The sequence below is a fragment of the Pseudomonas fluorescens Q2-87 genome (assembly GCF_000281895.1).
Classification (GTDB): domain Bacteria; phylum Pseudomonadota; class Gammaproteobacteria; order Pseudomonadales; family Pseudomonadaceae; genus Aquipseudomonas; species Aquipseudomonas fluorescens_S.
Genome location: NZ_CM001558.1, coordinates 1,488,303 through 1,500,506, shown reverse-complemented (window position 1 = coordinate 1,500,506; position 12,204 = coordinate 1,488,303). Strand labels below are relative to the sequence as shown.

Sequence of the window (12,204 nt, the reverse complement as noted above, 5' to 3'; positions counted from 1 at the left end):
GCATGAAGCACCTGTTCCCCAGCACCGCCCTCGCGCTAGTCATTGGCCTCGGCCTGTTACCGTTGTCGAACGATACGTTCGCAGCCAACAGCTGGGACAAGCTTCAGCCCGATCGCGACGAGGTGATTGCCAGCCTTAACGTCGTTGAGTTGCTCAAGCGCCACCACTACAGCAAGCCGCCGCTCGATGACGCACGTTCGGTCATCATCTACGACAGCTACTTGAAGCTGCTTGATCCGTCGCGCAGTTACTTTCTGGCCAGCGACATCGCCGAATTCGACAAGTGGAAAACCCAGTTCGACGACTTCCTCAAGAGCGGCGACCTGAACGCCGGCTTCATCATCTACAAACGCTACCTGGACCGCGTGAAGGCGCGTCTGGACTACGCCCTTGCCGAGCTGAACAAAGGCGTCGACAAGATCGATTTCAACGCCAAGGAAACCTTGCTGGTGGACCGCAAGGACGCCCCTTGGCTCAAAAGCACAGCCGAGCTCGATGACCTGTGGCGCAAACGCGTCAAGGACGAAGTGCTGCGCATGAAGATCGCCGGCAAGGATCCCAAGCAGATCCAGGAAACCCTGACCAAGCGCTACAAGAATCAATTGGCCCGCTTGGACCAGACCCGCGCCGAAGACGTCTTCCAGGCGTACATCAACACCTTCGCCATGTCCTACGACCCGCACACCAATTATCTGTCGCCGGATAACGCGGAAAACTTCGACATCAACATGAGCCTGTCCCTGGAAGGCATCGGCGCGGTCCTGCAGAGCGACAACGATCAAGTCAAGATCGTGCGCCTGGTTCCCGCAGGGCCTGCGGACAAGACCAAACAGGTCAGCCCGGCAGACAAGATCGTCGGCGTCGCCCAAGGCAACAAGGAAATGGTCGACGTGGTCGGCTGGCGCCTGGACGAAGTGGTCAAGCTGATCCGTGGCCCGAAAGGCTCGGTGGTGCGCCTGGAAGTCATCCCGGCCAGCAATGCGCCGAACGACCAGACCAGCAAGATCGTGTCCATCACCCGTGAAGCGGTGAAGCTGGAAGAACAGGCGGCCAAGAAATCGGTCCTCAACCTCAAGCAGGACGGCAAGGACTACAAGCTCGGCATCATCGAGATCCCGGCCTTCTACTTGGACTTCAAGGCGTTCCGTGCCGGCGATCCGGATTACAAGAGCACCACCCGCGACGTCAAGAAGCTGCTGACCGAGTTGCAGAAAGAGAAAGTCGACGGCGTCGTCATCGATTTGCGCAACAACGGCGGCGGCTCCCTGCAGGAAGCCACCGAGCTGACCAGCCTGTTCATCGACAAGGGCCCGACCGTGCTCGTGCGTAACGCCGATGGCCGAGTGGATGTGCTTGAAGACGAAAACCCAGGCGCATTCTACAAAGGCCCGATGGCCCTGCTGGTCAATCGCCTGTCGGCGTCGGCCTCGGAGATTTTCGCCGGTGCCATGCAGGACTACCACCGCGCCCTGATCATTGGCGGCCAGACTTTCGGCAAAGGCACCGTGCAAACGATCCAGCCGCTCAACCATGGCGAACTGAAACTGACCCTGGCGAAGTTCTACCGGGTTTCCGGCCAGAGCACCCAGCACCAGGGCGTACTGCCTGACATCGATTACCCGTCGATCATCGACACCAAGGAAATCGGTGAAAGCGCACTGCCCGAGGCCATGCCGTGGGACACCATTCGCCCTGCGATCAAACCGGCCGTGGACCCGTTCAAGCCGTTCCTGGCCCAGCTCAAGTCCGAGCATGATTCCCGCACGGCCCAAGACGCGGAGTTTGTCTTCATCCGCGACAAGCTGGCCCTGGCGCAGAAGTTGATGCTGGAGAAAACCGTCTCCCTGAACGAAACCGACCGTCGCGCCCAACATGCCGACATCGAAGCCAAGCAACTGGCCATGGAAAACCTGCGTCGCAAGGCCAAGGGCGAAGAGCCGCTCAAAGAGCTGAAGAAAGAGGACGAAGACCTGATCACCGAACCGGAGAAAACCAAGCCGGAAGACGATGCCTACCTGAGCGAAACCGGGCGAATCCTGCTGGATTACCTGAAACTCAACACGGCTGTCGCCAAGCACTAAGATGATGGCCATTTAACAGTGATGCTCGTCGGAGTGTCATCAAACTGACATCAGTCTGTCGTGAAATACAGGACCGGGCGCCTCCCCTTGAAGGGATCGCGCCCCGTCCTTTTTTATCGCCAGAGATTGCCATGACCACGACAGAACAGCTGGGCGCCTTGAGTTCAATCCTGGCTCAAAGCGGTTTGCACAGTCTGTTCCAGCCGATCATTTGCCTTTCGGAACGGCGTATCGTCGGTTACGAAGCCCTGACCCGCGGCCCTTCCAATAGCCCGCTGCACTCCCCCATTGCCCTGCTTTCGGTGGCCCGCCAGGCCGGCCGCCTCAGCGAACTGGAACTGGCCTGTCGCCGCAGCGCCTGCCAGCGCTTCAATGAGCAAAAACTGCCGGGCAAGCTGTTTCTCAACGTCTCGCCCGAGTCCCTGTTGGAGTCGGCGCACCAGACCGGGCGCACGTTGCAACTGTTGCAGGATTTCGGAATACCGCCCAGCCAGGTGGTCATCGAACTCACCGAACAGACGCCCATCGATGACTTTCAACTCCTGCAAACCGCTCTGCATCATTACCGGGCCATGGGTTTTTCCATTGCGCTGGACGATCTGGGCGCAGGCTATTCAAGCCTGCGGCTGTGGTCCGAGCTGCGCCCCGATTATGTGAAGATCGACCGGCATTTCATCGACGGCATTCATCAGGACGCCCTCAAGCGCGAGTTCGTCGGCTCGATCCTGAAAATCGCCCGCACGTCCCGGGCCCAAGTGATCGCCGAGGGCATCGAACTGCCGGAAGAACTGGCGGTGCTGATGGAAATGGGCGTCGACCTGGTCCAAGGCTATCTGCTCGCCCGTCCCCAGGAAAAACCGGCCAGGGATGCCAGGACGCTGATGCCCAGGCAAGACAATGGCGCGGTGTCGCTCAGCGAAGAGATCAACGATCTCGGCGCGTTGCTCAACGAGCAGCCGGCCGTGGCCCACGACACGCCGACGGCCACCGTGCTGGAGGCATTCCGGCGCCAAGCCAACCTCAACTCCCTGGCCGTGCTGGATGACCACGAGCAGCCCTGCGGCATCGTCCATCGCCATTCGCTCTCGGACGCCTTGCTCAAGCCCTTCGCCACCGACCTGTTTGCCCGCAAACCCATCAGCCGCTTGATGAGCGATGACTTCCTCGCGGTGGAACTGAGCCAATCGTTGCAACAAGTCAGCCGCCTGATTACCAGCCGCGCGCGGCAGCGCATCGAAGAAGACTTCATCATCACCCTCAACGGCATCTACCTGGGCCTGGGCCGGGTGATCGACGTGCTCAAACTCATCACCGAACTGAAAATCCAACAGGCCCGCTACGCCAACCCATTGACCCTGCTGCCAGGCAACGTACCGATCCAGCAATGCCTGACTCGCCTGTTGCAACAGCGTCAGGAGTCGGTGATCTGCTATGTGGACATCGACAGCTTCAAGCCCTTCAACGATATATACGGCTATGGCCGCGGCGATGAAGTCCTGCTGTGCCTGGCCCAATGCCTGAACGAACGCATCGACCCCAGCCGGGACTTTGTCGGCCACATCGGCGGCGACGATTTTCTCCTGGTCCTCGGCCCGGACGACTGGCGCAAACGTCTGGACCAGTTGCTCAGCGACTTCCAGACCCACTGCCGACGCTTCTACCGGCCTGAACATCTGGAGGCTGGGTGCTTTACCGCGCTGAATCGGCAAGGGGTTCGGCAGGAGTTTGCGTTGTTGTCGTTGTCGATTGGGGTGGTGCATTTACGCTCGGAGGCGTGTGAGGAACTGGACGCGAGCCAGTTGGCGGAACTGGCTTCGCAGGCCAAGCATCACGCCAAGGGGATTTTGGGGGGAAGTGTGTATTTGGTTGATGGTTTGGTTGGGCGGGAGCCGGTGGTGGGGTTGAGTTTATCGATGTGAGTGGGCTTTCCGTTGGCACCCTCGCTAGTTAAGTAATGGGAAATGGTAAGATTTTTTTACGCGAAATGGGCGTCTATATATAGTACCAATTAGATTGGTCCTCAGCTTCAGCCTTATGAAGGTCATCTGCCCATACCTCACTTGCAAATTTATATATATCTTCAAAAAATAATCGTGGATTCTCCATCGTGTCCCATCCGTTGGGGAGCGATGAGCACTCCTGAGAGTCATGCTCAAGCAGAGCCTGAAAATCATAACTTTTATCCAAAATCGCGCCCTCTAAGCATTTATAAAGCAAGAACTTTTCTCGATAGGATCGTTTTCCTTTCAAGGCATAATTAGTAATCAGCACCTCCCTATCAGCTGCATTGTTTGGGTCAAATTTTTCCAGCTCCTCACCCAATGTTTCTTCCCTATCATATATATCGAAGCAACCTAAAAAATAGGATGGTGTAGGTACATATGGAAGCTCTGTGCCAGGATCAATAAACATCTTCACACCTATTTAATTGGAAACAACGTAAATGGAATTTCTGTATCCGGATCGATTTTCATTTCAAACCGATCCATAGCTACAAGCGTTGGCTTCGTTGGATCTTTCTTATTTGGAATGTAACCCTCACCTGCCCCAGGCAGATCCATTCTGACAATATGATTATTTCTCTGATCTCGTCCCGTAAATGGCGGGAGACCACTTTTCTTACGATTAACTGCAAGGTTATAAGCTTTGAGCTGCATTTCCCAACTGGAAAATCTTGAGCTTGGATTTCCTAGTTTATTCTTAGGCGTTTTGCCGGTAATGGGGTCTGTTCCATCAATTGCTCGTCGCATCCACGCTTGATCAGGGACCGCAGGGCTATGCTTACCGACCATGTGCATACCTTGTTCCCTGTCTAAACGCCTGACCTCTTTTTCGGCCAATTCAGCAGCGGTTGGTTTAGGAAGCCGCGGCTCCCCCTCATCCACCCCAACCTTACCCGCCGGATCCTGCTCCCCAACCGCCGGCTTACACCCGCCCTTCCCCGGGCAGTCCACCAACCCCAACGGATCCACCCACCCCGTCGGGTTCACCGTGTACCGATACCCGTTAAGCCCACCCGCCAACTTGCTCGGGTCAGGCGTCAAGTAACGGCCGGTCTCGGGATTGTAGTAGCGGTGCCGGTTGTAGTGCAGGCCGCTTTCCGGGTCGAGGTATTGGCCTTGGAAGCGCAGCGGTTGTTCGAGTTGTTCGCCGCCGCCATGAGTCAGTTCGGTGGTTTTTCCATAGCCGTTGTAGCGCGCCGACCAGACGACCTGGCCACCATAGTTGGTCAGTTCCTGGGGCGTACCCAGGTGGTCGAGGTGGTAGTAGAACGGGCAGGCGTTGAGGCCTTTGCCGTCGAGCATGGCCAGCGGGCGGAAGGTGCCGGGTTCGTAGAGGTAGCTGCGGTGGTGGCATGGGCTGCTTTCGGCGACGACTTGGTCGCCCTGCCAGAAAAATTCGGTGGTCAGGTCGTCCACGGTCTTGCTGATGCGTCGGCCAAAGGCGTCGTAGCGGTAGGACGTTTCGCGACCGTCCGCCGTGGTGACGCCGATCAGCCGGTGCTGGCTGTCGTAGCGGTATTCGGTGACGAGGCTGGGGGCGGTGCCGCGGCGCTCGCGGACCAGATTGCCGTAGGCGTCGTAGTCGTAGTGGCGGTCGCCCTCCCTCAACAGACGGTTGCCCTTGAGGGTGGTCGGGCCGGGGCGATCCTGTATCAGCAGGTTGCCGGCCGGGTCGTGGGCGAAGTGTTCCGGCGGCTCGGTGTGGGAATAGTCGATGCGGATCAGGCGATCCAGCGGGTCGTACCGGTAATTGCGGCGGTTGCGGTTGTCGGAAAGGGTTTCAAGGTTGCCCTTGGCGCTGTAGGCATAATCGCGCCAGAACAATTGCTCCTGGTGCTGCCACACCGTTTGGGCCTTGAGCCGGCCTTGTTCGTCGTAGTCGTACCGGCTGAGCACCAGGCCCTGCTGGCGCTCCAGTTCGCGACCGCCGCGCATCTGGTGCTCGGTGAGCCGTGCGCCGTTCAGGTCGATGGCAGTCAGCGCACCGCCTCGGGCGTGGTGATAGTCGAGCTTGCTGTGGTCCGGCAGGCGCAGGTGGTTGAGCCGTCCGCAGGCGTCGTAGCCATAGCGCAGGGTGCCCCAGCCCTGGTGCTCGGTGATCAGTCGGTCCTGGGCGTCGTACTCGAAGGCCAGCGGATGGTCCGTGCCGTCATCGACATGCACCAGCCGGCCGAGCCGGTCGTAGCGGTACTCGATCGCCTGGCCGTCGGGCAGGGTCTTGAGCAGCAGGCGCCCGGTTGCGTCGCGCTGGTAGTGCGTGGCGCGCAGGGAACCGTCTTCGCCGTGCTCGGTTTTTTCCAGCAAATGGCCGTTGAGGTCATAGGCGTAGGCGGTGCGTTGGCCGTCGAAGCCGATCTGCTGTCGGATCAAACCGTTGGGCGTGTAGTCCAGCCGGTATTTTTCGCCGGATTCGTTTTCGATCTCGGTCAGCAACAGCCTTGCCGAGTCGTAGCGATACTTCAGCTCAGTGCCGTCGGGGTTGAGGCGGCGGCTGATCAGGTGCAGGTCGTCGGCGTACTCGTAACGGGTGACGCGCCCCAGTTCGTCGCGCTCGCTGGTGACCTTGCCGTAGGCGTTGTAGCTCCAGGCCCGGGTCGCGCCGGTCGGCAAGGTCACCTGAAGCATTCGCCCTACCGCGTCCCATCGGTAATGGATAAGGGCGCCGTGTTCGTCCTGGCGGGTCAGCAGCCGTCCCAGGGCGTCGTAGGAAAAACACCAGCGTCCGCCATCGGGCAGGATTTCTTCCGTCAGCTGGCCCAGGCGATTCCTGATGAAGCGGTGTTCGCCGCCGTCGGGGTAACGGATAAACAGCAATTGCCCATGGGCGTCGTAGCCATAAGCGGTACGTTGCCCATCAGGATCGACGGTTGCGGTCACATCGCCCTGGGCGTTGCGCCGGTAGGTCCACACGGCGTTGCCGCGTGAACGGCTGTGCAGGAAACCCTTGCGGTATTCGTAGGACGTGGGCTCATCAATGGGCGGAATCAGCGCCACCAGTCGCCCGACTTCGTCGTAGCGGTATTCGGTGACGGCGCCCAGCGGATCCTGCTCGGCAATCAACCGGCCCTGTTCGTCGTACGCCTTGAGGTGCTCACCGCCATCGGGTTCGACCTGGCGCACCAGCCGCGCCCGGTCGTCGTGGACATACACTTGCTGGCTGCCGTCGAGGTGCTGGACCGTGACACGACCGTCCTCGCCCCAGGTGTAGCGGCTGTCCATCTGCGCGAACGAGGCCCAGTGCCGCACGCAACGAGCCGCCCGCCCGGCGCCCTGCCATTCCCAGTAGAAGCTGGCCCCGCCGGCCAGTTGTCGCTGGAGGATGACGTGCTGGTCGTCGTAGTCGTAGCGCTCGCTTTCACCGACGGCGTTGGTCGCTTCGATCAGTCGGGAACGTCCGTCGTAGCGGTAGGACGCCAGGGTCTGTTCGGTACGCCAGGCTTCATCCAGGCTGGCGGCTGGGTGGAAGGATTGATAATCCACGGCGATCAGCTGACGCTGCTCGTAACGCAGCCGCAGGGCGCGTCCGGCACCGTTGTCGAGGCGGCTGATGTCACCGTGGAGGTTGCGCTGGATCGTCAGGCGGTTGTCGTAGCGATCACTGAGGGCGGTCAGACGACCGTCGCGAAAATGTAGGAAAGGTGCCTGCTCGCCGGGCTGGGCGATGATCAGTTCGTCCGGCTCGGTCCCTAAGTAAATCGCGGCGCGGGCCAGGCTGTTGTGGATCGCCGGACGCCGGGTATCGGGCAGTGGAAACGGGGTGCGGCGGTTTTCCTGGTCGACCCAGATGACCTGCTCGTCCTCCAGCTCCAAGCGATGCGCCAGGGCATGGCTCCAGCCGCGTCCGAGCCCAACGTCCAGGTCCACGGCGCTGGTGCGGTACAGCCGGGTGAAGACAAACGGCAGCCGACCATCGAGCGTGCCGTCCTCGAGGGTCAGCAGTTCTTCGCCGGTGACCATCGACACCGGGCAACCGCTGGTTTGGGTCTGGGCTGCGGTGTCGGCGCTGTCGCCGTTGGGGTTTTTCGATTGTTTGGGCGCGTCGACGTAGGATTCGTCTTTTTTCAGTGTGGTATTGCGCTGCGCGTCCCAGCGAAGCTGCATACGCCCCTTTTTAACTCCGGCCGCGATCCCCCGGGCCGCTACGGTCTTGTAGCGATCCACATAGGTCATGAAGCCGTTGACCACCGCGAACATCGCGCTGATAAAACGCTGCATGGCGTTCAGCAGCCGCACGCCCACATGCCCCAAGCGCATCGACAAATACGCCACGCCGGTAGCCGCCCCGGTGAAGGTCAAGACCACACCGATCAACAGATCGATCAGCAGCTGCACCGCCACAGTCGATAAGGCTTCGGCCGCTTCGCCGGCCACCTCGCTAGGCGGCAACATGTCCAGCCAGAGACTGGCGGTGCGCACCAGCAGGCATAACGCGGCTTCGTCACTGGCCAGCAATTGCAGCTTCGCCATGACCAGTGGCGTGTCCAGCGCGAGCTTTTGCAACTGAGCAGCGCTGGCGCCCAAACGCTCAATAAATTGACCAGGGTCCTTGAGGATGTCCGACAGCAGGCCAATGCTGTCCCACACCCCTTCGATCGCTGCCCAACTGCCGGCGAGCAGCCCGTTGCCCACCGCTGCCGCCGAGGTCGCTAATGATTGCTGCGCCCACTGCGGCTTGAAGCCCTGCCACTCACCACGTAACCAGTCCGTCAGCTCAATGCTCAGGCCATCGTAGGAAGAAAACAGGCTGTTGATTTGTGCGGATGAAACTTCGCCCTGGACATGAACCTGATAGAACCGGCCCGCTTCCCCCTCGAAAGTCCCGATGCCCTGGGCATCGAGCTTGACTGGCGTGATCTCGCCGCTGTCCACCGCGACGACATCCACCACGATGTCGCCCAGCGGAATGTCATACACCGACTCGAATTTGCTCTCGATGGTCATCACCCCGCCTTGCGGGCAGCGAACGACGGTAGAGAGGAAATCATCATCACCGGTGCTGACGGCGGTGCTGCTGTCGCCGAAACGGATCAACCGTTCCATGCCCATCAGCGAGGGCAAGTCGACTAGATGGCTGGCCCGGTCCGCGGCCTGGCTATACCAGCGTTCGAGCTGCTCGCGGTAGATCGACAAGGTGCCTGGGAAACTGTCGAGTTCCTGCTCGATACGGCTTATCGGGTCCATTGGGACACGGCTCGATCAAGGGCCAGCAGGAAAAAACGGTCGGACATGGGCAGACGTCTCGCAGCGCTCAGGAAGCGCGAGACTGTGCCGGGGATCGATGAGGAAAAAAGTCAGCGAAAGAAGCAGCGGGCGTAGGGCGATTCGCTAATTGCCCTACGGGTTACGGGCATCGAGCGACTTGAGCTTGATTTCAGCCAGCGGATGCCCGGCCTTCGCTGCCAAGGTCCACCAGCGTGCCGCTTCGACCGGATCCGGCGCCTTGCTGGCCGTACCGGCCAGGCTGATCACACCGACCTGGTAAGCGGCCTTGCCGTCGCCCGCCAGTGCCGCCAGCCGCAGCAGGCGAACCCCTTCTTCGCGGGCGCCCAGCCCCTGGCCACGAAACGTCAGGATGTGCCCGTAAAAACTTTGCGCACCGACGTCGCCCAGGTTCGCCATGCGCGAGAACTGGCCCTCGAGCCAGGCCCAGCCGCGAGGTTGGCGGACAAACCATTGCCAATGAAACAACCGTCGCGCCAGCCAGTAGCCGAGCCGAGCCTTGATCCGCCAGAGCACTCAGGCCTCCGCCGACTCGGGGTATTCGTATTCAAATACCCGGACCACTTCAGAAGCGTGCCAGGAAGCGGCGGCCACGCCATCGGAAGGCCCGGAAAAACGACCGAGGCGCTCAACGCACTCGAAGAACCCGGTGCGCGGTAAACGGCTGGCGCCCTGGCTGATGACCAGTGAGCTGCGTAGCGGTTGTTCCGCCCGGGCATCCAGCGCCGCCAGGTGTTCAAGGGCCGCAGTCAAGGTCTGCATGGCAGGGCTGGGAAGCTGCAAGCGTTCCAGCAATGCGCGGTACGTCAATAGGTGGCGCTGGCGGCGCGCCTGGTCCAACTCCCCCAGTAACCCATCCCAATGCTGCCGACTGATGCGTACGCTCACGATTCTTCCCTCCAACCCGGCACCGTCAGTTCCCAGGCCAGACTGCGTCGAATCGCGGCATCGGGCTGTCGCTCGCCGCTCTCGATCAAGGCCAGATATGACGGGCTGATACCTACCGTGCGGGCCAGCGCCTCGATGGCGATGCCCTTCCCTTCGCGCAAACTGCGTAATTGATCCAGGCCAGGGAGAACCTGGCCCGGGGCCGCCGCGTGACGGACTGTCGCTTCACGCGGTGGTGCTTGTTCGATGCCTGCTGCCTTCAACAACGACTGGTACTGCTCCCACGGCAAAACCGCGTATTCGGGCTCTCCGTCGCGGGTGATTATCTGAATATCCATGTCTACCCCGTAGGACAAAAACACTTAGCGAGTCAGCCTTTTTCCTTGGAAGTGTAATCCTAATACCGGCTAAGGTCGCGGGTGATGAATTGTCTGGGGCAAGAGGCGCAGGATCAGGGCTTTTCCCGACCTTGGTGTTGGAGTTGTTCCGGTGTATCGGGAAGTCGTTCAACCCGGGCAAGCTTCTCGGGGGATTGGCGATAACGCCAGGCGCGAAACGCGTCGAGTTCGACGTCGAGGGTCTTCATGACCCATGCCAGCACCGCGATGTCATCGAACATGCCGAACATTGGCAGAATGTCCGGGATCGCATCCAGGGGGCTGAGGAAATACATGAGCCCCGCCACCACCGAAAGCATCGACTTGGCACTCACGGCCCGGTATTCGCCGCGCCAGTAGGCCAGGCACAGGGCCTGCAACAAACGCAGGTCTTCCTTGAGCTTACCCAGCCGACCGCCTTCCCGGGCCCCCTTGCTGGCGACGGCAAACAATAACGTCGGCAATCGACCGCGGGCCAGCAGGCGCCCTGCCAAGGGCAGGAATCGCGCAAAATTCCACGGTGCGTTCATTTTTTCTCCCACTGAAATGTTATCCACACAAATTGTGGATAACCTTGTGAACAGAGCCGCGTTTCAGCGCTGTAGCCCCCGTTCCATAAGGGCCAAGCTTAAATCGGGCGTTTTTTACTCACATAAAAAAACCCAACATTTCATTGACTTGATCGACTGACTGCGTCTAGCACAGCGCCTGTATTGCCTATGACTGCCGTCTGCGTTGTGCGTTCGTTTTTTTGATATTTCCACCGCCCGGATGCAACAACGCCCCGCATAAGCGAGGCGTTGTCGTTATAGCAGACGCAATTACTTGGCTGCGTCTTCTTTTGTCGGATCCTTGATGGCCAGCAGCTCCAGGTCGAATACCAGGACCGAGTTGGCTGGGATGGCCGGGCTCGGGCTCTGGGCGCCGTAGGCCAGGTCGCTCGGGATGTACAGCTTGTACTTCTCACCGACGTGCATCAGTTGCAGACCTTCGACCCAACCCGGAATCACGCCGCTGACCGGCAGATCGATCGGGCTGCCACGTTCAACGGAGCTGTCGAACACGGTGCCGTTGGTCAGCTTGCCGGTGTAGTGAACAGTCACGACATCGGTCGGCTTAGGCTGTGGGCCGTCGGCTTTCTTGACCACTTCGTACTGCAGGCCGGAAGCGGTGGTGGTGACACCGGCTTTCTTGCCGTTTTCCTCGAGGAATTTCTTGCCGGCAGCTGCCGACTCTTCGCTCATCTTGGCCATGCGCTCTTCGGCACGTTTTTGCAGTGCGGCAAAGGCCTCGACCAGTTCGTCGTCTTTCAGCTTCTGTTCCTTCTTGCCGACGGCATCTTCGATGCCCTGGGCGACTGCCTTGGAGTCCAGGTCATCCATACCTTCCTGAGCCAGGCTTTTGCCCATGTTCAGGCCGATACCGTAGGAAGCTTTCTGCGCCGGGGTTTTCAGCTCTACGCTGGTCTGCGAGTCGCAACCCGCGAGTACCAGGCCAACCAGGGCTACCGCCGCCGCCAACCGATGCTGTTTCATGCTATTTCCTTGTTCATGCGCCTAAAGGGCAATCGAGTAAAGCCGCGAGCTTATCAGGCGGCCACGACCAATGGCTACCGGCATGTGAGCCACAAAGTGA

General features: G+C 60.0%; 9 protein-coding genes. 2 read left to right on the top strand and 7 right to left on the bottom strand.

Features of this window, described 5'->3' with window-relative positions; genetic code table 11:
* Positions 1 to 2 precede the first annotated feature (2 nt).
* On the top strand, positions 3 to 2,081 hold the full coding sequence (locus PFLQ2_RS20880) for a carboxy terminal-processing peptidase (protein ID WP_172680589.1): 2,079 nt from the start codon (positions 3 to 5) through the stop codon (positions 2,079 to 2,081).
* 131 nt (positions 2,082 to 2,212) lie between these two features.
* Positions 2,213 to 4,000, top strand: coding sequence for a bifunctional diguanylate cyclase/phosphodiesterase (locus tag PFLQ2_RS20885; RefSeq protein ID WP_003179084.1), 1,788 nt, complete (start codon positions 2,213 to 2,215; stop codon positions 3,998 to 4,000).
* A gap of 73 nt (positions 4,001 to 4,073) precedes the next feature.
* Here PFLQ2_RS20885 and PFLQ2_RS27600 read toward each other — a convergent pair whose 3' ends face one another.
* From PFLQ2_RS27600 to PFLQ2_RS20915, 7 genes are all read right to left on the bottom strand, one after another.
* Positions 4,074 to 4,493, bottom strand: coding sequence for a hypothetical protein (locus PFLQ2_RS27600; RefSeq protein ID WP_033045940.1), 420 nt, complete (start codon positions 4,491 to 4,493; stop codon positions 4,074 to 4,076).
* A gap of 8 nt (positions 4,494 to 4,501) precedes the next feature.
* Positions 4,502 to 9,265, bottom strand: a complete 4,764-nt coding sequence (locus tag PFLQ2_RS20890; protein ID WP_003179082.1) for an RHS repeat-associated core domain-containing protein — start codon at positions 9,263 to 9,265, stop codon at positions 4,502 to 4,504.
* Positions 9,266 to 9,418: 153 nt separating this feature from the next.
* Positions 9,419 to 9,820 carry a sel1 repeat family protein gene (locus PFLQ2_RS20895; RefSeq protein ID WP_003179081.1) on the bottom strand — a complete coding sequence of 134 codons (402 nt, stop codon included), beginning with the start codon at positions 9,818 to 9,820 and terminating at the stop codon, positions 9,419 to 9,421.
* A complete protein-coding gene (locus tag PFLQ2_RS20900) occupies positions 9,821 to 10,192 on the bottom strand; it encodes a hypothetical protein (RefSeq protein WP_003179080.1) in 372 nt (123 codons plus the stop codon).
* Entirely contained in the window at positions 10,189 to 10,530 is a 342-nt protein-coding gene (locus tag PFLQ2_RS20905) for a helix-turn-helix domain-containing protein (protein ID WP_003179073.1), read from the bottom strand. The genes PFLQ2_RS20900 and PFLQ2_RS20905 overlap by 4 nt, the downstream gene beginning before the upstream one ends.
* A gap of 113 nt (positions 10,531 to 10,643) precedes the next feature.
* Positions 10,644 to 11,099 carry a YkvA family protein gene (locus tag PFLQ2_RS20910; protein ID WP_003179072.1) on the bottom strand — a complete coding sequence of 152 codons (456 nt, stop codon included), beginning with the start codon at positions 11,097 to 11,099 and terminating at the stop codon, positions 10,644 to 10,646.
* 291 nt (positions 11,100 to 11,390) lie between these two features.
* Positions 11,391 to 12,104 carry an FKBP-type peptidyl-prolyl cis-trans isomerase gene (locus PFLQ2_RS20915; RefSeq protein ID WP_003179071.1) on the bottom strand — a complete coding sequence of 238 codons (714 nt, stop codon included), beginning with the start codon at positions 12,102 to 12,104 and terminating at the stop codon, positions 11,391 to 11,393.
* Between the last annotated feature and the right edge of the window lie 100 nt (positions 12,105 to 12,204).

Coding starts and splice junctions, on each gene's coding strand:
- PFLQ2_RS20905 (WP_003179073.1), bottom strand. CDS start 10,530: ATGGATATTCAGATAATCACCCGCGACGGAGAGCCCGAATACGCGGTT.
- PFLQ2_RS20880 (WP_172680589.1), top strand. CDS start 3: ATGAAGCACCTGTTCCCCAGCACCGCCCTCGCGCTAGTCATTGGCCTC.
- PFLQ2_RS20890 (WP_003179082.1), bottom strand. CDS start 9,265: ATGGACCCGATAAGCCGTATCGAGCAGGAACTCGACAGTTTCCCAGGC.
- PFLQ2_RS20910 (WP_003179072.1), bottom strand. CDS start 11,099: ATGAACGCACCGTGGAATTTTGCGCGATTCCTGCCCTTGGCAGGGCGC.
- PFLQ2_RS20885 (WP_003179084.1), top strand. CDS start 2,213: ATGACCACGACAGAACAGCTGGGCGCCTTGAGTTCAATCCTGGCTCAA.
- PFLQ2_RS27600 (WP_033045940.1), bottom strand. CDS start 4,493: ATGTTTATTGATCCTGGCACAGAGCTTCCATATGTACCTACACCATCC.
- PFLQ2_RS20915 (WP_003179071.1), bottom strand. CDS start 12,104: ATGAAACAGCATCGGTTGGCGGCGGCGGTAGCCCTGGTTGGCCTGGTA.